Annotated in this window: 25 protein-coding genes; 12 read left to right on the top strand and 13 right to left on the bottom strand. The window is 57.9% G+C overall.

Translation table 11 applies throughout. From position 1 onward, the window contains the following. Positions 1-134: 134 nt before the first annotated feature. The 4 genes from JJQ76_RS04950 to JJQ76_RS04935 all read left to right on the top strand — a co-directional run bounded on the left by JJQ76_RS04950 (position 135) and on the right by JJQ76_RS04935 (position 2,876). Positions 135-500, top strand: coding sequence for a phasin family protein (locus JJQ76_RS04950; RefSeq protein WP_210395616.1), 366 nt, complete (start codon positions 135-137; stop codon positions 498-500). Between the two features lie 101 nt (positions 501-601). Further along, positions 602-949 (top strand): hypothetical protein, encoded by a 348-nt coding sequence (locus tag JJQ76_RS04945; RefSeq protein WP_210395615.1) that lies wholly within the window; start codon positions 602-604, stop codon positions 947-949. Positions 950-1,049: 100 nt separating this feature from the next. Then, positions 1,050-2,054: a type I glyceraldehyde-3-phosphate dehydrogenase gene (gene gap, locus JJQ76_RS04940; RefSeq protein ID WP_210395614.1), complete on the top strand. Its 1,005-nt coding sequence runs from the start codon at positions 1,050-1,052 to the stop codon at positions 2,052-2,054. Positions 2,055-2,294: 240 nt separating this feature from the next. Beyond that, positions 2,295-2,876 (top strand): DNA-J related domain-containing protein, encoded by a 582-nt coding sequence (locus tag JJQ76_RS04935; protein WP_210395613.1) that lies wholly within the window; start codon positions 2,295-2,297, stop codon positions 2,874-2,876. A 14-nt stretch (positions 2,877-2,890) separates the two neighbouring features. On the opposite strand, the gene JJQ76_RS18205 is transcribed toward JJQ76_RS04935, so the two are convergent. Then, complete coding sequence (locus tag JJQ76_RS18205) at positions 2,891-4,057, bottom strand: GGDEF domain-containing protein (protein WP_210395612.1); 1,167 nt, start codon at positions 4,055-4,057, stop codon at positions 2,891-2,893. Positions 4,058-4,176: 119 nt separating this feature from the next. Between JJQ76_RS18205 and JJQ76_RS04925 the strand changes: the two genes are divergently transcribed. Further along, complete coding sequence (locus tag JJQ76_RS04925) at positions 4,177-4,617, top strand: hotdog fold thioesterase (RefSeq protein WP_210395611.1); 441 nt, start codon at positions 4,177-4,179, stop codon at positions 4,615-4,617. Positions 4,618-4,781: 164 nt separating this feature from the next. Here JJQ76_RS04925 and JJQ76_RS04920 read toward each other — a convergent pair whose 3' ends face one another. Both JJQ76_RS04920 and JJQ76_RS04915 read right to left on the bottom strand, forming a co-directional pair. After that, entirely contained in the window at positions 4,782-5,432 is a 651-nt protein-coding gene (locus JJQ76_RS04920) for a hypothetical protein (RefSeq protein ID WP_210395610.1), read from the bottom strand. 70 nt (positions 5,433-5,502) lie between these two features. Next, positions 5,503-6,393, bottom strand: coding sequence for an alpha/beta hydrolase (locus JJQ76_RS04915; protein WP_210395609.1), 891 nt, complete (start codon positions 6,391-6,393; stop codon positions 5,503-5,505). Positions 6,394-6,496: 103 nt separating this feature from the next. Here JJQ76_RS04915 and JJQ76_RS04910 point away from each other — a divergent pair, with 103 nt between their 5' ends. Beyond that, positions 6,497-7,042: a DUF3750 domain-containing protein gene (locus JJQ76_RS04910; protein ID WP_210395608.1), complete on the top strand. Its 546-nt coding sequence runs from the start codon at positions 6,497-6,499 to the stop codon at positions 7,040-7,042. Positions 7,043-7,115: 73 nt separating this feature from the next. Next, on the top strand, positions 7,116-7,595 hold the full coding sequence (locus tag JJQ76_RS04905; RefSeq protein WP_210395607.1) for an FKBP-type peptidyl-prolyl cis-trans isomerase: 480 nt from the start codon (positions 7,116-7,118) through the stop codon (positions 7,593-7,595). A 53-nt stretch (positions 7,596-7,648) separates the two neighbouring features. Here the strand turns inward: JJQ76_RS04905 and JJQ76_RS04900 are convergent, their stop codons facing one another. From JJQ76_RS04900 to JJQ76_RS04885, 4 genes are all read right to left on the bottom strand, one after another. Continuing rightward, on the bottom strand, positions 7,649-7,906 hold the full coding sequence (locus JJQ76_RS04900) for a hypothetical protein (RefSeq protein WP_210395606.1): 258 nt from the start codon (positions 7,904-7,906) through the stop codon (positions 7,649-7,651). 43 nt (positions 7,907-7,949) lie between these two features. Next, a complete protein-coding gene (locus JJQ76_RS04895; protein ID WP_210395605.1) occupies positions 7,950-8,276 on the bottom strand; it encodes a DUF3301 domain-containing protein in 327 nt (108 codons plus the stop codon). A gap of 10 nt (positions 8,277-8,286) precedes the next feature. Next, the gene (ppnP, locus tag JJQ76_RS04890) at positions 8,287-8,601 is read right to left on the bottom strand and encodes a pyrimidine/purine nucleoside phosphorylase (protein WP_210395604.1); all 315 of its coding nucleotides are present in this window, start codon (positions 8,599-8,601) and stop codon (positions 8,287-8,289) included. 68 nt (positions 8,602-8,669) lie between these two features. Then, positions 8,670-9,581: a LysR family transcriptional regulator gene (locus JJQ76_RS04885; protein ID WP_210395603.1), complete on the bottom strand. Its 912-nt coding sequence runs from the start codon at positions 9,579-9,581 to the stop codon at positions 8,670-8,672. A 129-nt stretch (positions 9,582-9,710) separates the two neighbouring features. On the opposite strand from JJQ76_RS04885, the gene JJQ76_RS04880 reads away from it, so the two are divergent. The 3 genes from JJQ76_RS04880 to JJQ76_RS04870 all read left to right on the top strand — a co-directional run bounded on the left by JJQ76_RS04880 (position 9,711) and on the right by JJQ76_RS04870 (position 11,826). Beyond that, entirely contained in the window at positions 9,711-10,484 is a 774-nt protein-coding gene (locus JJQ76_RS04880; protein ID WP_210395602.1) for a ferredoxin--NADP reductase, read from the top strand. Positions 10,485-10,606: 122 nt separating this feature from the next. Beyond that, a complete protein-coding gene (locus tag JJQ76_RS04875; RefSeq protein ID WP_343232483.1) occupies positions 10,607-11,509 on the top strand; it encodes a DMT family transporter in 903 nt (300 codons plus the stop codon). A gap of 86 nt (positions 11,510-11,595) precedes the next feature. After that, complete coding sequence (locus JJQ76_RS04870) at positions 11,596-11,826, top strand: hypothetical protein (protein WP_210395601.1); 231 nt, start codon at positions 11,596-11,598, stop codon at positions 11,824-11,826. A gap of 1 nt (position 11,827) precedes the next feature. Here JJQ76_RS04870 and rarD read toward each other — a convergent pair whose 3' ends face one another. After that, positions 11,828-12,712 (bottom strand): EamA family transporter RarD, encoded by an 885-nt coding sequence (gene rarD / locus JJQ76_RS04865; RefSeq protein ID WP_246480299.1) that lies wholly within the window; start codon positions 12,710-12,712, stop codon positions 11,828-11,830. A gap of 133 nt (positions 12,713-12,845) precedes the next feature. On the opposite strand from rarD, the gene JJQ76_RS04860 reads away from it, so the two are divergent. Both JJQ76_RS04860 and JJQ76_RS04855 read left to right on the top strand, forming a co-directional pair. Continuing rightward, positions 12,846-13,532 carry a tRNA/rRNA methyltransferase gene (locus JJQ76_RS04860; protein WP_210395599.1) on the top strand — a complete coding sequence of 229 codons (687 nt, stop codon included), beginning with the start codon at positions 12,846-12,848 and terminating at the stop codon, positions 13,530-13,532. Between the two features lie 15 nt (positions 13,533-13,547). Next, positions 13,548-14,492, top strand: a complete 945-nt coding sequence (locus JJQ76_RS04855; protein ID WP_210395598.1) for an AEC family transporter — start codon at positions 13,548-13,550, stop codon at positions 14,490-14,492. 46 nt (positions 14,493-14,538) lie between these two features. Here the strand turns inward: JJQ76_RS04855 and JJQ76_RS04850 are convergent, their stop codons facing one another. The 5 genes from JJQ76_RS04850 to JJQ76_RS04830 all read right to left on the bottom strand — a co-directional run bounded on the left by JJQ76_RS04850 (position 14,539) and on the right by JJQ76_RS04830 (position 20,074). Then, entirely contained in the window at positions 14,539-14,943 is a 405-nt protein-coding gene (locus JJQ76_RS04850; protein ID WP_210395597.1) for a hypothetical protein, read from the bottom strand. Positions 14,944-15,064: 121 nt separating this feature from the next. Then, positions 15,065-16,582: a SpoVR family protein gene (locus JJQ76_RS04845; RefSeq protein ID WP_210395596.1), complete on the bottom strand. Its 1,518-nt coding sequence runs from the start codon at positions 16,580-16,582 to the stop codon at positions 15,065-15,067. Positions 16,583-16,600: 18 nt separating this feature from the next. Further along, positions 16,601-16,834 carry a Kazal-type serine protease inhibitor family protein gene (locus JJQ76_RS04840; protein WP_210395595.1) on the bottom strand — a complete coding sequence of 78 codons (234 nt, stop codon included), beginning with the start codon at positions 16,832-16,834 and terminating at the stop codon, positions 16,601-16,603. A gap of 2 nt (positions 16,835-16,836) precedes the next feature. Continuing rightward, positions 16,837-18,114, bottom strand: coding sequence for a YeaH/YhbH family protein (locus JJQ76_RS04835; RefSeq protein WP_210395594.1), 1,278 nt, complete (start codon positions 18,112-18,114; stop codon positions 16,837-16,839). Between the two features lie 37 nt (positions 18,115-18,151). After that, positions 18,152-20,074, bottom strand: a complete 1,923-nt coding sequence (locus JJQ76_RS04830; protein WP_210395593.1) for a PrkA family serine protein kinase — start codon at positions 20,072-20,074, stop codon at positions 18,152-18,154. Positions 20,075-20,213: the final 139 nt, after the last annotated feature.

Genomic DNA, 20,213 nt, shown 5'->3' with positions numbered 1-20,213 from the left:
CAGTAACAAGGGTCTCTATGTGTTTTGTGCGGCGCACAAAAAAAGTATTGACATGTGTCTTGGCAGTGCTATAGTGGATTCCATGCTGCAACGCAGCAAAAAGTACTTAACCCTTACCGCCCGAGGTATACACCATGTACGACAAAATGTTTGAAGATATGAAAGCGCGCCTGCAGCCTGTTATGGATCTGGCCGAGACCAACAAGAAGGTTCTGGAAACTCTGGCTAACGTCCAGAAAGACAGCTTCACTGAAGTTGTTAACGCCAGCCTGGAGCAGTTTCAAGCGCTGTCTCAGTGCAAAGACCCCAAGTCCGCTCTGGACCTGCAGGTTTCTTACTACAAGGCGCTGGAAGCCAAAATGGCACAGACCGCTGAGAAGAGCATCGCAGCTATCACCGAAGCTAAAGAAGCTTTCGTTGCTGTAGTTGAAGACTCTGCCAAGAAAACTGCTGCTGAAGTTGAAGCAGCGGTTAAGAAAGCGGCCAAGCAAGCAGCCTAAGGCTCTCGCTTAACGCATCTCGAAACCCCCGCCGGCCTGTGGTCGGCGGGGGTTTTCTTTTTTATACTGGTGCGGTTAGGACGAGGCCAAGGAGCACGGTATTGCGATTTCACGTATTGATGCTGTCACTGGTGCTGGGTGCTGCCACCGTGCAGGCTGAAGAGCTGGTGATTTGGAAGTGTGAAGACCTGCAGAAGCTGAAGGAGTTTAGCTCCATTCAATGTGCCCCTGATGCCGAGATTTACGTGCCTTCCCGCACCAACGCCGGTCAGGTCGGCATCAGTCCTGAGGCTGATCGCCGCTATATCGAGTTTCTCAATCGTCATACTCTCAAAGGCACCAGCCCGCCCGCCGGGCAGGCTGCTGAACCGGCTTCCCCCGCCGAAGCGCAGCCCAGCCGCGAAAGCCGTAATCTCGATCGTTTCAAAACCTACAGCATCCAGCGCTGATAAAAAAGTTGATCCAACCCATAGCCTTAGCGATCAAAACCGGCTAATCCTATAGGCAGGCTGGCAACGTTGCCGGCTCCCGATATCTGGGAGATGAACTATGACCATTCGAGTCGCGATTAATGGCTTTGGCCGTATCGGTCGCAATGTTTTACGCGCGCTGTATGAGGAAGGCTATCGCCGCTCCATCGAAATCGTCGCGATCAACGATATGGGCGACGTCCATATCAACGCACACCTGCTGAAGTACGATAGCATCCATGGCCGCTTCGAGGCTGACGTGCAGGAGCAGGCCGGCACCATTGTCGTGAACGGTGATCCTATCCGTTTCCTCTCTGAGACCGATCCCGCCAAACTGCCATGGGATGAGCTCAAGGTGGACTTCGTGCTGGAGTGTACCGGCAAGTTTCGTTCACGGAAAACCGCCGATGCCCACCTGACTGCAGGTGCGGGGCGGGTGCTGATCTCGGCCCCGGGCGAAGAGGTTGATGCCACCATTGTGTACGGTGTCAACGATCATCAGCTGTCGGCGGAGCAGCAAATCATCTCCAACGCATCCTGCACCACTAACTGCCTGGCGCCGGTGGTTAAGGTACTGAACGATGCCTTCGGCATTGAAAGCGGTTTGATGACCACCATTCATGCGTATACCAATGATCAGGCGCTGACCGATGTGCATGCCAAGGACCTCTACCGGGCGCGGTCGGCGACTCAGTCGATGATTCCTACCAAGACCGGGGCTGCTACCGCCTTGGGGCAGGTGTTGCCGGAGCTGAACGGCTGTCTGGATGGCATGGCGGTGCGGGTGCCAACGGTTAATGTGTCACTGGTGGACTTGAGTCTGGTGATGAAGCGGGCGGTGACAGTCGATGAGGTTAATCACGCCATGTTGATCGCGGCGGGCGAATCGGAGGTGCTGCGGTACAACGATATCGAACTGGTGTCGATCGACTACAACCACAATCCAGCCTCATCAATCTTCGATGCACGCCAGACCCGAGTTCAGGGGCGCTTGCTGAAAGTTATGGCCTGGTACGACAACGAATGGGGCTTCTCCAACCGGATGCTGGATACCGTTATTGCCTGGCAGCGGGTGCTCGCCTGAGCGGATTCCGAAGCGCAGCATAAACGCTGTTGCAACTCGCTTGTGTCGCGGTATGGCGTAGCGGGATATCCTGATCCAGGGGGGCAGGCGGCGGTTCGAAGGGGCGATAGCCTGGATCGGGTGCAACGCGTCATGCCGTTGCTGCGGTTTGGAACTCAGCATAACGCTGATCTGGTCCGGGTTAGACTGGCGATCACCGCCGTAGGCTGGTAGCTTGGGCTGGATGTTGCTGGAGACCCTATGCCCCGCCCCAACCCTCTGATCAATCCCATCATCGATTGCCTTGCCCAACACCCGCAAGGTATATCCGAGTATCTGCTGCTTGATTGGTTGCGACGTAATAACGTGGAGCTGCCTGCGGTGCAGGGGGACGCCGATCAGGCCTTGTTTCAGCGTCACTTTGTGGTTATGAATGCGCTTTATCGACTGCAACCCCACTATGCCGAGCAAGGGCTGCGCTTGCTCATATCCCCCCTGAAAATAGAGCTGGTCCCTTTGTGTGATAGCAACGGAAGCGCTGTTGCCGCCGATCCGGCCGAGCCTAAGTTGCGTGCCTACTATCTTGATATGTCGGTACTGGACAAGACCGATGGCGATGGGGTGCGGGCGATGTTGGACCGTTTCTGGCAACGGTTGTGGGCGGGTGACGAAGTTCAGGGAGCGTTGCAGCAGTTGCAGCTGGACGCCGAAGCATCCTGGACTCAGATTCGTTGTCGCTTCCGTGATCTGGCCGCCCGCCATCACCCTGATCGCGGAGGCGATCCGGCCCGTTTCGTGGCTGTGCGCGAAGCCTATGAAGTGTTACGCCGGCTACACCGATAGCCTTGTCCGTGCGATCAACGGCAGACCCGATTACGACCCTGACGTTTGGCGCGATAGAGAGCCTTGTCGGCAGCGCCAATGGGGTTGTCGCTATGGCTGTCGCTGACGCCGATACTGATGGTGACCGCGACCTGTTTATTGCCGGAGTTGCTCTTCCCCCGCTGTGTTTTGCCCTGTCGGGTTGAACGGGGGCGCTCGGGGCTGCGCAGTTGCAGCCGTGCCTGCTCGATATCGACCCGAACCTGCTCCAGTGCTTCGAGTGCGCCTTGGCTATCACGGCCGGAAAACAGAATGCTGAACTCTTCACCCCCATACCGGTAAGCTTTTCCCGCCCTGACCCGTGCCAGTTTGGATGCGACCAGTTTGAGTACCTGATCGCCGACTTCATGGCCGTAGCGGTCGTTAAAGCGCTTGAAGTGATCAACGTCCAACATCGCCACGGCATAGCGGCGCCCCTGTCGGAGTAGCGCATCGTTGAGGGCCCGGCGGCCGGGCAGGCCGGTTAGCTCGTCGTGATAGGCTAAACCGTGACCATGGCCAAGCAGTGCCAGAGTCCACAAGCCGAGTCCGAGCACCAGGAGAATCTGGCGTTCAAGACCTGGCAGTGATGCCAGCTGCAGCCAGGCCCCAATCACCAGCGTTGCCAGCAGGCTCGCCTCTACCCGCTGCTGGCGTTGCACTGTCAGTACCAGTAGCCAGATGCTGCACAGGCACAGGCTCGCTACGACGGGTAACGGCGGCATATACGCAGGCAGCCAGGTTGGGTGAAAGGCGGCCAGCGCTACTAGGTCAGGAAGATGCTGAGCGCCGGCCCACACTAGTGCGGCCTGAATGAGGATCACTGCAAGCCGAAGGAGCCCCCAGCGGTTGAGTGTTCCGCGTTCGCGGTAAAGGCTGATCAGTGCCAGGTTGCAGGCGAACAGTGGCAGGGTGGCTGCTGCCGGCAGTGTTGGCGGGGCGGCGTACAGGAGGGCGAGTAGCAGAGTTCCGAGAAGTGCCCGACTGCTGTTGAAGTAGCCGGCCAGCAGCAGAAGCAGCAGTGTCAGCAGGGGCGGAAGAAGTGTCAGGGTAGTATCCCAGGGAGACAGCAGGCGCCCGAACCATGGCCCGGATATAGCGAAGGTGCTCAGCAACAGCACTGGCAGCATCAGGTGGCGGAGCGGAGGTAAATACGGATGCACGGTGGTTCCCTTTCTGAAGAGGGCTAGCTTAAGCCGCTGCCGCAGGGCAGGCAAGTGGACGCTGGTCCGGCGGAGGCGTGCGTGATAGCGTTAAGCTTTTGCTTAGCGGAGAGCGCCATATGGCGATTTGGCATCGCCCCCCATCCCTCGACCAACTCAATGGGTCGTCCTCTGACACGCTGATGGCTCACCTTGACATTCGCTATAGCGAAGTGGGTGACGATTATCTGGTTGCGACCATGCCGGTAGACGCCAGAACCCACCAGCCCTTTGGTATGCTACATGGCGGCGCCTCGGTGGTGCTGGCGGAAACCTTGGGTAGCGTAGCCGGTAACTATTGCGTTGATCCCGAGCGCTACTGCTGCCTCGGGATGGAGGTCAACGCCAATCACCTGCGTCCGGTGAGGCGCGGGCGGGTTACCGGTACGGCGAGGCCGGTGATGCTGGGAGCAACGAGTCAGGTCTGGGAGATTCGCATCACCAGCGAACGTGGAGATCTGGTGTGCCTGTCGCGCTTGACCCTGGCTGTGCGCAAGCGTGTGCGGCGTGACACTGATTAGGATTTTTTCCTATTCTCCCTGCCATTGGTAAGGGCAATAATGGCTTTCGAGCACCGGGGTAGCAGATGGATCTGACTGCTATGACGGAAGATAGCCTACCCTCTGCTCACCAGAGAGACTTGTGAAACCGTGGACAGGATGTCCGCGGTTTTTCATTTTTGGGGTCAGCTGGCGGGATTTTTTACCAGCTCATCGATACGTCCCTGAAAGCGGTTCTCTGCCTGCTCCAGCGACATGCTGGCGGTGCCGTCCTGGCGTTCGCTATCGAGCAGTTCCCGTCCCACTTCTATCAGCGCAGCGGTGGACGCGAGCAGTTTCGTGCTCGGGTCTTTGCGTGCTACATCCGCCTGCACTTCACACAACATGGTGCTGATGTCACTTTTCTTGCCGCTACTGTCGAGGTCTGACAGGCAAGCGTTGTACTGGCGGTCGTAGGCGCGCATCGCATCTTTGCGCAGGGTCAGAATGGTATCCAGCTTGTCGGTATAGAACCGCGCCACCAGGGCGACCTGATCGGCCGCGCCGTTCAGCTGGGTATAGCTGTCAAGGTGGACCAGCAGCTCCTTGTGCAGCCTATCGATCTCGGCCGCATCGAAGGTGGTCGACTGCAGGTAATTATTGGCGCGCCGGGCGAGGGTGAATATCTTGTGGCGCACTTCGTTATCGGCTGCGCGCAGCTTGCGCTGGGTTTCCGCCAGCTGCTGCTTGAGGCTGGCAATCTCCGCCTGTGCTGCTTTGTACTCCTCTTCGAACGAAGGCGCACAGCCGGCGAGGAGAGTGGTAATAAGGAGTAGAGATAGCGCGTTGGCGTGCATGCCGGACCCTTAATAGCTGCTTAGTGAACCGGCGCTGGTGCCGGTTCACTAAGCATAGATGATCTGGTGGCTAGCGGACGTTATTTTTCAACCAGTTGTCGGTGGCTTCCAGCGTTTCTTCGATATGGTCAAAGGGCAACATGTGGCCCGCGTCGGCGATCTCGATTAGGGTGAAGGGCTGCTTCGATGCCCCCGCCAGGCTGCGAAGGTAGTCCGGTGGCAGAACATGGTCCTTTTCGCCAAACAGCAACAGCGCGGGAATCCCCAGTGGTTGCTGCAGAATCCGGCTGGGATGGGAATAGGCGCTGTTAAGCGTGCGCAGGGGGTACTCCCACACCAGCAGCGAGTCCTGACTGGCAAACTGTCCCATGGGGTTGTGCTCCAGTAGTGCGTTGACATCAACGAACTGGCGGAAATCGGTCTTTAATTGCGGCATCCACATCGCATTCATCGACAGCCAACTCCAGCCCAGCATATGCCAGAGGTCCGGTGGCCGCTCGTTAAGAAAAAGAGTGTGACAGATCAGCGCGTCGAGGCGTGAATCCGCTTCCGCAAATGCCAACCCCAGACGGGCGCCGATGGAGCAGCCGAACAGCACCAGCGGCCCGTCAAAGTGCTGACGTGCGTAGTCGATGACCTGGCCAAGATCACGGATAACCTCTTCCACTGAATAGTCACCTCGGGGGCCGCCGGAGTACCCGTGGCCGCGAAGGTCTATGCTCAGCAGGTTGTATCCGCGTTGGGAAAAGCGATACAGAAACTCGGTGTATATCTCGCTGTAGGTACCTATACCCGGGATGAAAATCACCAAGGGGTCATGCGGGTCGGCCGGATAGAGTTCGCAGTGCAGGGGCAGTTCGCCCAGCTCCCAGCAGGTGCGATGCGTCAGGTACCGATCCAGCCCTAACTGTTTGAGGATGCGCTGGCGGTTGACGCTATGATTGGGATCAGAGGGTTGCATGAGGTACTCCAGAGGAAGCTACATGATATAGGCGGCCCGCTTTGACAGCAATGCGGATCGAACCTGTGCGTCAGCGCTCTGTCACAGCTAACAAGGAGGGGGTATGCGTTTATACAGTCTGTGGTTGATCGTGCCGGTTCTCGCCGTCATTCTGGTGGCTCGGGATGATGACGGCTGGCGCACGGCCAGTCGCGAACCGGCAGGAATCGCCCCGGACCCGATGGTAACGGATGAGGCGGTGCTGCAGGTCTACGGGGCTTCGGCCTATGGTTGGCGCGGCTGGTTCGGTATTCATACCTGGATCGCGGTCAAGCCGGAGGGCGCCAGCCGCTATACCGTCTATGACGTTGTAGGTTGGCGTGTGAATCATGGCCAGCCAGCGCTGCGGGTTTATCAGGATTATCCGGACCGTTACTGGTTTGGGAGCCGGCCGCAGCTGCTGTTGGATCGTCGGGGCGCGGGAGTAGAACAATTGATCGAGGCGGTGGATCAGGCTGCCAAACGCTATCCCTGGGCGAATGAATACCGTCTTTTCCCCGGCCCCAACAGCAATACCTTTCCTGCCTGGATAGGTTTGCAAGTACCTGAATTGGGTCTGGAACTCCCGGTCAGCGCTATCGGGCGCGATTACGCCGATACGGCTCGCTGACTTTGTCGCGGGTTGCAGTGATCGTCAAAGGCGTTATGCTGACCCTACATTCACTCCAACAGATGGGATCATCATGCAGATTGCCGACAACAAAGTAGCCAGCTTTCATTACACCCTGCGCGACGACGCGGGCGAGGTGCTCGACAGTTCCGAGGGTGGCACTCCGCTGGCCTACCTCCACGGTGTGGGAAACATCATTCCCGGTCTGGAGGCTGCGCTGGTCGGCAAAACCAATGGCGACAGCCTCAGTGTCCGGGTTGAGCCCGAAGAGGGCTATGGCCCGGTGCGCGACGAGCTGGTTCAGACCGTGCCGATGGAAGCTTTTAGTGGCGTTGATAACGTTGCCGAGGGCATGCGCTTTGAGGCCAGCACCGCGAGCGGTCCGGTGTCCGTGGTGGTAACCAAGGTGGCGGGTGAGGAAGTCACCGTCGATGGCAACCACCCGCTGGCGGGTAAAGTGCTTAACTTTGAAGTGGAAGTGGTTGAAGTGCGCGACGCAACCGAGGAAGAAAAAGCCCACGGTCACGTGCACGATGGCAGCTGCGGTCACTAACCGACTGGGTGGCGGGCGGTGCTGAGGTGCCGCCGAGTTCTATCGCGGGCTAGTTACTCCGGACGGCCCGCTTTGTTTTTCTCCATTTTCTTTTCCATTCGACGTTCCGCGCCGGAGCTGTCGTCATCGTCTCCTCGCTTCTCCGCTTTGGCTTGCTCGCGCTCTGTGTCGCGCTCGCTTTTCCGTTCCTCGATCATGGCGTGGCGTTCTTTCTTTACGCTTTGACCGTAGTTGTCCTCTTTGGCCATAGCCGGCTGTATCATCAGGGTCGTTAACAGCGCGGCGCTCAGGATAGGCAAAGTCTTCATCATTGAATCACTCCAGAGTAACGGGTTTGGGAAAGTATAGTCGCGCCTAAAGTTCCGGGTTACGGTGCGGTGGCAGCTCTATCCGCTGAACGCGTCGCCCCAACAGCAGGGTTTCGCCGCTATACCGCTCGTCGCCGGTCGCGGAAAACTCGAAACTATATCGCCGGCGCAGCCGCGGCCAGCCGCCCGGGTCGCGGCCAAGGCGAATGGAGCGCAGCACCAGGGATTCGTCCAGCAGTTGCAGGTCCAGTTCATCGCAGTGGCGACGGGTGGCGCGCAGGGCGGCATCCTTGATGCCGCGTCCGTGCCACCAGACCAGTACCAGTGCGCCGAAGCCGACGCACCAGGCAATGTCGCTCAGGGCGAGATACACAAGGATCTACTCAGTCGAAGTAGGAGCAGCAGTAGTCAACCACACTGGTGATCCTGAGATCGAACTTGGCGTTGGCCGGCACTTCAAATGACTGCCCGCCGCTGATGCTTTGCCAGCTGTTGCTGCCCGGCAGCAACACTTCCAGCTCGCCTTGCTGAATCTCCATCAGCTCGCGCTGCTCCGTGCCGAATTGATACTCGCCGGGAAGCATGATGCCCAGGGTTTTGCGGCTGCCGTCGGCAAACAGCACGACCCGGCTGCTAACCTTGCCGTCAAAATAGATGTTGGCCTTTTTGACCACGCTGACCTTGTCGAATTGAGACATGGGGAATCCTCGTAACAAAGGGGGAGTACTGAAAAAGGGTCTCATCATAGCCGGTTGCCTGAGGAGCGTCAGCAGCTATCTGCCGGGTTCGTCTGTGCGCCTCTTCCGTATTCTTTGCATAGCTGCAGCCAGCGCTCGAGACCGGCACTACGGTATTTGTGGCGATGATGGATGAGGTAAAAGTGACGTTGCAGATCGCGGCCCGGTGTTAGCAACGGTATCAGTGTACGGTGGCGGAAGGCTTCCTGCAGGGCAATCCGTGACAAGCAGCCCACGCCCAGGCCAGCTTCGACCGCGCGTTTGATCGCTTCGGTATGTTGCAGCTCCAGCGCCACGTCCAGTTGGGGCAACAATCCGCGCATGGCGCGATCGAACGTTTGGCGAGTGCCTGAGCCGGGCTCACGGAGAATCCAGCGCGCGCTGGTCAGGGCGTCGTCATCCAGCGCCTTCAAACTGGCCAGCGGGTGGCCGGGGGCGCAAAAAACCACCAGCTCGTCGTCGCGCCAGATCTGGCTGTGAAGCTCCTTGTGGTGGAGTTCGCCCTCAATCAGCCCCAGATCCAGTTCGAAAGCGGCTACCTGCTCGACGATGGTGCGTGTGTTGGCCACCTCCAGTGTCACTGCGGCGCCAGCCATCTCCATATAGCGAGCCATCATCGGTACCATCAGATAGTTGCCGATGGTCAGGGTGGCCCCCAGCTTGAGGGCGCCGGCATCGGCATGCTGGTCCATGTCCCGCTGCAGCGCTCGTGCTTGCTCCATCAGCGCTTGCGCCCGCGGCTGCAACAGTCGCCCGAGTTCGTTCAGTTGCAAGCGCTTGCCCACCCGGTCGAATAGCTGGATATCGAACTGCTGCTCCAGCTCTTTCAGGGCGCTGCTGGCGGCACTTTGCGACATCGACAGAGCCGCGGCTGCGCGGGTGATATTTTGCTGATGGGCGGTCTCGAGAAAGACCTCGAGCTGGCGCAGGCTGTATCTCATAATCGAAATAATCGATAAGGTAAATTTAAACTATTTGTTTTACCGATAGATTACGGGCGGTCTATCTTGTGTTCAAGGTTTAACGTGGCCTGTTTTTATCTGATTTGGTTATATAAATAGAGGCGAACAATGAGCGGTTTTTTGCGTGAGGAAGTGACCAGTGTCCATCACTGGAACGATACCCTGTTCAGTTTCAAGACCAGCCGTTCTGCTGGGTTTCGCTTCAAGAACGGACATTTCACCATGATCGGGCTGGAGCATGAGGGGCGCCCGCTGATGCGTGCGTACAGTATCGCCAGTGCCAATTACGAAGATGAGCTGGAGTTTTTCAGTATCAAGGTGCCTGATGGACCGTTGACATCAAAGCTGCAGCAGGTGCAGGTGGGCGATCAGATATTGGTGAGTCGCAAGCCGACCGGCACCTTGATCATGGACCATCTGCTACCCGGGCGTAATCTGTATCTGATCAGTACCGGGACCGGGTTGGCTCCCTTTATGAGCATCATCAAGGATCCAGAGGTGTATGAACAGTACGACCGGGTGATTCTGACCCACGGGGTGCGTTACGTGTCGGAGCTGGCCTATCGTGACCAGATCACTGACGAGCTGCCCAGTAACGAGTATTTTGGTGACCTGGTGCGGGGCAAGCTGCTTTACTATCCAACCGTCACTCGCGAGCCCTTCCACAATCAGGGGCGCCTGACCGACCTGATACAAAGCGGCCAATTATGTCGCGATCTGGGGCTGCCGGAGTTCAGTTTGGAAAACGACCGCTTCATGATCTGTGGCAGCCCTTCGATGCTGAAGGATACTTGCGCTATCCTCGACCAAATGGGATTTACCGAAGCCCGCCATGGCGACCTCGGCCATTATGTGATCGAAAGGGCATTCGTCGAGCGTTGAGTTCGGCATGCGATTCCCCCCTTAAAGGCCCCTCCGCGGGGTCTTTTTTTGTATTGGCTGTCGGAACGCCCTAGACTGCGGCCTGCGTTATCAAACCCGTTTCCTTTGTGTCCGGAGGCCATGTGGCTGCAGCCGCTATTTCATCCCAGACCCGTGCATACGTCTTTGGCTTGGCCGCGGTACTGTGCTGGTCCACCGTAGCGACGGCCTTCAAACTGAGCCTAGCCCATCTGTCGCCGGCGCAGTTGCTGCTGGGGGCGGCGCTGGTTTCCTGGGCTGTGCTCGGTGGGTATCTGCTGCTTAACGGACGCTGGCGCCAGATTGCCCACAGTAGTCGGCGAGAGTGGGGGGGCTCGTTTTTGCTCGGGGCACTTAACCCCGCGTTGTACTACCTGGTGTTGTTTCAGGCTTACGACCTGTTGCCGGCACAAGAAGCGCAAGCGATCAATTACACTTGGGCGCTGACCATGAGCCTGCTGGCGGTGCCTCTGCTGGGGCATCGGCTGCGGCTGGGGGAAGGGCTGGCGGCGTTGGTCTGTTATGGCGGGGTGTTGGTCATCGCCACCCGCGGACAACCCTGGGCACTTGAATTCGGCAGCCTGAGCGGGGTGTTGTTGGCATTGTTAAGTACCTTGTTGTGGGCGCTGTACTGGATCTTCAATACCCGCGATAGCCGTGACCCGGTGGTGGCGCTGTTTCTCAACTTCAGCTGTGGGGTGCCGATGATTGCACTCTACTGCCTGGCAACGGGCGAGCTGCATACGATTAACTGGGCCGGTCTGCCGGGGGCCGCCTATGTGGGGGTGTTCGAGATGGGGCTGACCTTTGTGCTCTGGCTACACGCGATGAAATATACCCGCAGCACGGCGCGTATATCCAACCTGATATTTATATCCCCCTTTCTGTCGCTGCTGTTTATCTCGCTGTTTCTGGGGGAGCCCATTCTGCCATCAACCCTGGCTGGTCTGGCGCTGATTATGGCCGGCCTGATTGGTCAGCAGTGGAGCCAAAAGGTTGCTAAATAGGCCTCTTTCCTAGAGAAAAAAATGGCGCGCTGACGAATACTAACCATGACGCAGTAAGTTAAGCCTCCAGCAGGGAGACTGCCATCATGGAAGGTAAGAAAATCAACGAAAGACTTCGGTTCGACGTTAAATTTTTGCTCTGGCGGGCTGAAGTTTACGCCCTCTCACCTCAGGACATTGAAGTTCGCTTCGACGAACTGCGCCGCGAGTATGCGCAGCTGGCGGAGGGGCCCTATGAGTTGCGGCTGGTTGAGCAGCAGCTGCGCGATTGGCATCCGATCATTACCGCGCTGGCCAGCACCGCAAAGTCAGCCTGAATCAGGCTCCGGGTCCGCGCTGTCGCAGTGCGTCATAGCTGAACACTGCCAGTGCGGTCCATACACAGACAAAGCTTATCAATTGATCCACTGCGAAAGGTTCCTCAAATAACATCACCGCGGTGAGAAACTGCAGCGTGGGGTTGAGGTACATCATAAAGCCGATGGCCATCAGTGACAGCCGCTTGGCCGCTGCTGCGAATGCGAGTAGCGGCAGTGCGGTAACCACACCGGATGTCATCATCAACAGGGTTAGGTCCATTTGTTCCAGGAACTGACTGTTCCCCTGCACGCTTAACCACAGCCAGTAAACCAGCGCGACTGGCAGCAGCAGTGCTGTTTCCAACAGCAGACCCGATAGTGTGTCGATTGGTGTTTGCTTACGCACCAATCCGTAGATGCCGAAGGTTAGCGCCAGACTGATCGGAATCCAGGGTAAGGCACCTAGCTGGATAACCTGCCAAACGATTGCGGCAAGCGCCAGACCGATCGCGATCAAGCGCAACCGGTTCAGATGCTCGCCCAGAAACAGTACCGCCAATGCTGCGCTAACCAGCGGGGTCATAAAGTATCCCAGGCTGGTGGCGAGCACCTTTTGTTGCCCGACGGCGTAGATAAAAATAAGCCAGTTGGCTGCGATCAGCAGCGAGGAGGCGCCCAGCGCGCGCCATAGTTTAGCGTTGCGCAGATGGGGGCCGAGTTTTGTCCAGCCACGGCGCAGGGTGATCAGCAAGGCCACAAACAGGCAGGACCAGATCACCCTGTGCAGCAGTACCTGGGTCGGCTGAATGCTGGTCAGCAGGCTAAAAAATAGCGGAAACAGTCCCCAGATGCCGTAGGCGGCGAGGCCTAAAACAAATCCTTGTGTCTGTTCCTGATTGCGCATCAAGCGTTGGCTCATTATGAGGAGGGGCGGTCATGCTACTCGCTTGGCGCTGCGCTGAACAGGGCAAAAAGGGGCCGCGGCATATTGGGGGGAAGGCTTTGGTGCTATAGTGCGCGGCTTACGCGGAGGCAGCATGCAGATTATCTTTGTTCTTGTTGAACCCCAAGTGCCTGAGAACGTCGGTGCCGCGGCACGAGCATTGAAAACCATGGGCTTTTCCAAGATGCGCGTGGTCAGCTCTGATGCCCATCGGCAGCCGCCCGCGCGCTGGCTGGCTCATGGTGCCGGGGATATCATCGATCGCATTGAGACCTTTTCCAGCCTGGATGCGGCGGTGGCCGACTGCGCCTTGGTGGTGGGCACCAGTGCCAAGCTGCGCAGCGGTCACCGCCAGCTCTATACCCCCGAGCAGTTGGCCGCGAAATTGCCGCAGGCGGGAGCAGCGTCAGTGGCGCTGGTATTTGGGCGCGAAGACCGCGGGCTATCGAACCGGGAGCTGGAGTCTTGCGAGCTGTTAACCTCTATCCCTCTGGCTGTGAGCTATCCCTCTCTTAATCTGGGGCAGGCAGTGATGCTTTATGCCTATGCGCTCTCGGGGGTGGAAGCGGAGACTCGACATATCAAGCCAGCTAAAAACGCGAACGCCCAGCGGGAGGCGCTGAAACAACGGCTGGCCGCACAACTGGATAGCCTTAATTACGACGCCGATTCCAAACTGCAACAGTGGGCACTGGAACGTGTCGCCGGCGCTACGGCCGAGGACGTTCGCTTCCTGCACAGCCTCTGTGCAGCGCTGGAATCGCGCGTCGGCGAGCGTTGAGAGGGGCGTGCGCAGATGACGATTTTGCTTAATGTGGTGTTTCCCGTATTCGCGATTATTCTGGCGGGCTACCTCTGTGGCCGAAGGCGTTTGCTGGGAGAGGGGGCCGGCGAGGGGCTGAACAAGTTCGTTTACTGGGTGGCGCTGCCGGCGTTGTTGTTCCGCGCCATGGCAGCGGTAGATATTGAGCAGTTACTTAACTGGGACTTTATTGGTGCCTATGTTGGCGGGCAGGCGCTCACCATGGTGTTGGGTATTGCCATCGGTTGCTGGTTTTTCCGCAATACCCTGGCCGAAGGCGCGCTGAACGGCATGAACGTTATTTACGGCAATACCGGATTTCTCGGGATTCCGTTGGCGCTGGCCGCTTTTGGTAGCGCCGCGACCGTGCCCACCATTATCACGGTGGTGGTCAACTCGGCGCTGGTGGTGGGGGTTGCAACGGTGTTGGTGGAGCTTTCCCTCAATCGTGCCTCCGGCGCGGCCGAGCTGGTTAAGGATGTCGTCCTGGCGCTGGCCAAAAACCCCATGTTGGTGGCGCCTGTTGCCGGCATTCTTTGGGCGCTGGCAGGTTGGCCCCTGCCTCCGGCGCTGGACAAGTTCTGCGAACTATTGGGGGCGGCGGCGGGCCCCTGTGCGCTGTTTGCCATCGGACTGTTTCTGGTGGGCAAGCCGGTATCCAGCGGCTTGGGGGAGGTGAGCGTGGCGCTGGTGATCAAATTGCTGGTCCAGCCGGCGGTAACCTGGTGGCTGGCTGTGTCGGTGTTCGACATGTCACCGTTATGGGCGGCGGTGGCGGTGGTGATGGCCGCGACACCGACCGGGGCGGGTAGTTTCGTGATGGCGCAGCAATACGGTGTCTATGTGCAGCGCACCTCGTCGGTGATTCTGTTATCGACGGTTTTTTCCGTATTGACCCTGTTCGCTCTGCTCTATGGCTACGACCATCTTTTGATCTGATTGCTGCCGCGCGCGCCCTAAAGTCGCCGTAAGGGCGCGTCGGAGTTCAGGCTGTGGCCAGAAAATGACTTTGGCGTTCGCTACCGAGTGCCAGCTCGGTCCGCTGCTGCAACCGGGCGGCTGGCAGCGGAAGGGGCACAGTGGGTTGCTGGCTCTGCTGCAGAAGAGCGGCGGTTAGGGTGCCGCTAAGCTGGCTAGTGCCGGTCTCGATGCCCGATGCACTGGCGTAGGTATCCAGCAGCCGCTGCTGATGGCGTTGATGGTTCAACTGCAGGGCGAAGTTCCATAACTCCTGTTTCGAGGTGCTTCCGTCGGGTGATGCAGGTGCTGCCGTTTGCGCTCTTCCCGTCGGCTGCCGACTTGGCTGTTCCGGCAGTGATTCCGGTTCTAACTCGCGCAGGGTAGGCGGTACGTGAAGGTGTGCTGCAGCTGGGCTGGTGAGGATGTTCATCGGCATTACTCCCGAGTGGATCGATAAGAAGGAATATCGATACTTTATCCACCGCGGCTGGCGGTGTCTTATCGCTTCAGGGAATGGTGACTATAAGCGTTAGTAGTGTGAGCGCAGCCGATCAGGCCGCACTCGGGGTTTCCTCCTTGGGCGGGCAGTGCCAGGTTTTTATCACCTCATCATGACGAACCGATTCGAGGTGAACATCGAAGCCCCATAGCCGACGAACATGCTTGAGCATTTCGTCGGTACTGTCGCCCAGCGGGCGACTGTTGTGCTGGAAGTGACGTAAAGTCAGCGCGCGATCGCCACGGACATTGACGTTGTAGACCTGTATGTTTGGTTCGCGGGTGCCGAGGTTGTACTGTTCCGCCAGTTCCCGGCGCAGCTCGGTGTAGCCGCTTTCGTTGTGAATCGCACCAACCAACAGGTGGTTCTTGCTGTCGTCGTCGACCACGCTGAAAAGGTGCAGATCACGCATCAGTTTCGGTGACAGAAACTGCTGGATAAAGCTTTCGTCCTTGTAGTTGCGCATGGCCCCGTCCATGACCTCCAGCCAATCCTTGCCGGCTATCTCCGGGAACCACTCCCGATCTTCGTCGCTTGGGTGTTCACAGATTCGCCGCAGGTCCTGCATCATATGGTAGCCAAGGGTGTAGGGGTTGATGCCGGAAAAGTGGGGGCTGTCGTAGGGGGGCTGGTAGATGACGCTGGAGTGGGAGTGCAGAAACTCCATCATAAATCCGTCCGTGACCAGGCCCTTGTCGTACAGGCTGTGCAGCAGGGTATAGTGCCAGAAGCAGGCCCAGCCTTCATTCATGACCTGAGTCTGCTTCTGGGGGTAGAAGTACTGGGATACCTTGCGTACGATGCGGATAATCTCGCGCTGCCAGGGCTCCAGTAGCGGTGCGTTTTTCTCCAGAAAATAGAGTAGATTTTCCTCTGGCTCGCGCGGGAAGCGCGGTTGTTCCCGCTCATGTTCTTCGGTTTGGGGCTTGGGAATCGTGTTCCACAGTTCGTTGACCTGCTGCTGCAGAATCTCTGACCGGGTTTGCTGGCGTTTCTGCTCCTCTTCGGTGCTGATCGGTGAAGGGCGTTTGTACCGATTGACGCCGTAGTTCATCAACGCATGGCAGGAGTCCAGCAGCGCTTCCACTTCGTCGATGCCATGACGCTCTTCGCACTTGGCGATGTAGTGCTTGGCGAACAACAGGTAGTCGATAATCGATGTGGCATTGGTCCAGGTGCGGAACAGGTAGTTGCCCTTAAAGAAGGAGTTGTGGCCGTAACAGGCGTGGGCGATAACCAGCGCCTGCATCGTCATGGTGTTTTCCTCCATCAGGTAGGCGATGCAGGGGGAGGAATTGATGACGATTTCGTAGGCCAGCCCCATGTGGCCACGGCGGTAGTTCTGATGGGTGGAAACAAACTGTTTGCCGAATGACCAGTGATTGTAATTGAGCGGCATACCGACTGACGAGTAGGCATCCATCATCTGCTCGGAGGTGATTACCTCAATCTGATTGGGGTACGTGTCGAGCTGGAAGTGCGCCGCCTCCTTGGCGATTGCGGTGTCGTACTTTTCCAGCAGCTCGAAGGTCCATTCCGAACCGGTTGACAGAGGTTTTCTTTTGCTCATAAACCACTCCTAAACCCGTTATTCGGGGCAGGCGCCTTGATCGAAACCCAACACCTCGGTGTCGCCGCAGGCGCTGCAGCCATTGGCATAGGTCTGACGGACGTTGTCCTCACGCTGGCCGCATACCGGCTGGTAATCCATGGTGCAGACCATCGGTCGCGGTTCGCTGCAATGCACCGCAGTAACAATCATCGGTTCGCTGGCGCAGCCGACAAGCAGCAGGGCAAAGAAGGGCAGGCCAATACATCGCATGCTCATGCCTCCTTGCGCGAGAACAGCTCGCGAAAGACCGGGTAGATATCGCCGGGCGACTCGATCTTCTGCATCGCAAAACTGTCCGGGAAAGCACTGCGTACCTTCTCATATTCGAACCACAGGTTCTGGTGTTCGCCGGTGGTGATCTCGACGTAGGCGTAGTACTGCACGAAGGGCATTACCCGCTCGAACAGCAGTTGCCGGCACGCGTCTGAATCGCCGTCCCAATTATCGCCGTCGGATGCCTGGGCAACGTAGATGTTCCATTGCGAAGGCGGGTAGCGTTCGGCAATTACCTCACCCGTCAAGGCGACCGCGCTGGAAACGATGGTGCCGCCGGTTTCGCGACTGTAGAAGAACTCTTCTTCATCAACTTCTTTGGCTTGGGTGTGATGGCGGATAAACACCACATCAATGCGTTTGTAAGCGCGTTGTAAAAACAGATAGAGCAGTAAAAAGAAGCGCTTGGCGGTGTCCTTGATTGATTGGGTCATGGAGCCCGAGACGTCCATCACGCAGAACATCACGGCCTTGGAGCTGGGAACCGGCGTGCGGATCAGGTTGTTGTAGCGCAGATCGAACGTATCGAGAAAGGGTAAGCGACTGACCTTGCTGCGCAGCTCGATCAGCCGCAGTTCGATCTCGCCCAGACGTTGGTTCTGCTGCTCGGTTAATTCGGCCAGCGCCATCAGCTCTTGCTGTTCCTGCTCCAGCATGCGGATCTCGCGGCGAGTGCTGCCCGACAGCGCGATCCGGCGGGCGTGGGCGCTGCGCAGGGAGCGGATGATGTTGAGTCGCTCGGGATTGCCCTGACTGGTGAAGCCGGCTTGGGTGAGCTTGTAGTCGCCGCTGTCCTGCAACTGTTTTTTGACCATGTGTGGCAGTTCGAGATCCTCGAACAGGAACTCCAGAAACTCGTCGCGGTTTATCTGGAAAACAAAGTCGTCTTCGCCCTCGCCAGAGTCGCTGGCCTTGCCGCCACCTCCCCCGCCACCACCACCCTCAGGGCGCGGAATGCGGTCGCCGGTGACGAACTCCTTGTTACCGGGAAATACCCGGTGGTTGATACCTCCCTTACCGTGATGGAACAGCGGCTCGGAGATGTCGCGGTTGGGAATGGTGACTTCCGAGCCGCTATCGAGGTCGGTAATGGAACGCTGTTTAATCGCGTCCGCGACGGCCCGCTTGATGTGCTGGCGATAGCGGCGCATAAAGCGTTGGCGGTTTACCGAGCTCTTGTTCTTTCCGTTCAGGCGCCGGTCGATGATATAGCTCATGCAACCTCCCTATCGGCCGGGTGAGTGGACAGCCCCGTTACTGGGACTTGCGGACCCGGATATACCACTCGGACAGCAACCGTACCTGTTTCTCGGTATAGCCGCGTTCGATCATCCGTTTGACGAACTCGGCGTGTTTCTTCTGCTCGTCGGAGGAGGCTTTGGCGTTGAAGGAGATCACCGGCAGCAGATCCTCGGTATTGGAGAACATCTTCTTCTCGATCACCGAGCGCATCTTTTCGTAGCTGAGCCAGGCCGGATTGTTGCCGTTGTTATTGGCTCGTGCGCGCAGCACAAAGTTGACGATCTCGTGGCGGAAATCCTTGGGGTTGCTGATGCCGGCCGGCTTCTCGATCTTCTCCAGCTCTTCGTTAATCGCCGCGCGGTCAAGGATATCGCCAGTCTCGGGGTCGCGATATTCCTGGTCCTGGATCCAGAAGTCGGCGTAGGTGACGTAGCGGTCGAAGATGTTCTGGCCGTACTCGCTATAGGACTCGAGGTACGCGGTCTGAATCTCCTTGCCCAGCGATTCGATATATTTAGGGGCCAGGAACTCTTTGATATAACGGATGTATTTCTCCTGGGTCTCCTGCGGGAACTGCTGCTGTTCGACCTCTTTTTCCAACACATAAAGCAGGTGCACCGGGTTGGCGGCGACCTCGGCCGGATCGAAGTTGAACACTTTGGACAGAATCTTGAACGCGAAGCGGGTCGAGAGGCCATCCATTCCCTCGTTGACGCCGGCGTTGTCCTTGTATTCCTGCAGCGACTTGGCCTTGGGGTCGGTGTCTTTGAGGTTTTCGCCGTCATAGACCCGCATCTTGGAGTAGATGCTGGAGTTTTCCGGATCGATGATGCGCGACAGGGTGGTGAACTGGGCCAGCATTTTGAGGGTGTCCGGCGCGCAGGGGGCGGCACGCAGGGAACTGTTTTCCAAAAGCTTTTCGTAGATGTGGATCTCTTCGCTGACGCGGGTGCAGTAGGGCACCTTGACGATGTAGACCCGGTCGATGAACGCTTCGTTGGTCTTGTTGTTCTTGAAAGTCTGCCATTCAGACTCGTTGGAGTGCGCCAGAATGATCCCTTCGAACGGAATCGAGCCCATCCCTTCGGTACTGTTGTAGTTGCCCTCCTGGGTGGCGGTCAGCAGCGGGTGCAGTACCTTGATCGGGGCCTTGAACATCTCGACAAACTCCAACACCCCCTGGTTGGCTTTGCACAGGCCGCCAGAGAAACTGTAGGCGTCAGGGTCGTGCTGGGCGTACTCCTCCAGCATGCGGATATCCACTTTGCCCACCAGGCTGGAGATATCCTGGTTGTTTTCGTCGCCGGGTTCGGTTTTGGCAATGGCGATCTGGTCGGGAATCGAGGGGAACAGCTTGACCACCCGGAACTGCGACAGGTCACCTTTGAATTCGTGCATTCGCTTGACTGCCCAAGGGGACATGATCCCCTTGAGATAGCGCTTGGGAATGCCGTACTCCTCTTCGAGGATGGTTGCGTCCTCGGCGGGGTTGAACAGGTTCAGCGGCGATTCGTTGATCGGGGATCCCTTGATGGCGTAGAAGGGGATGCGTTGCATCAGCTCCTTCAGGCGCTCCGCCAACGAGGATTTACCGCCACCGACCGGACCCAGCAGGTAGAGAATCTGTTTGCGCTCCTCCAGCCCCTGTGCAGCATGCTTGAAATAGGACACGATCTGCTCGATCGCCTCCTCCATGCCGTAAAACTCGGTGAAGGTGGGATAGCGTTTGATCAGCTTGTTGGAGAAGATGCGGCTGAGTCGCGGGTCGCGAGCGGTATCGACCAGCTCCGGCTCGCCGATAGCCTGGAGCATTCGCTCGGACGACGAGGCATAGACACTGGGGTCTTGCTTACAGAGTTCGAGGAACTCCTGCAGGCTCATCTCTTCCTGCAGGGTGGCATCGTAACGGGTCTTATAGTTACTGAAAATATTCATAGCCAGTCACCTTCTGCACAGACAACTTGTCGTCAATTCAGCCCATGTTCTTCCCTGCGGGGTATTGCTTCTCCGGATTCTTGTATTGTTTCAGTGTAGCTGCGTTTCTTTTTTTAAATCCGCTACTTATAAGGAGGAT

This window comes from Motiliproteus sediminis (assembly GCF_017912535.1).
Lineage (GTDB): Bacteria > Pseudomonadota > Gammaproteobacteria > Pseudomonadales > Balneatricaceae > Motiliproteus > Motiliproteus sediminis.
Note: the sequence above shows the minus strand (reverse complement) of the source record. Positions and strands in the feature narration are given on the sequence as shown.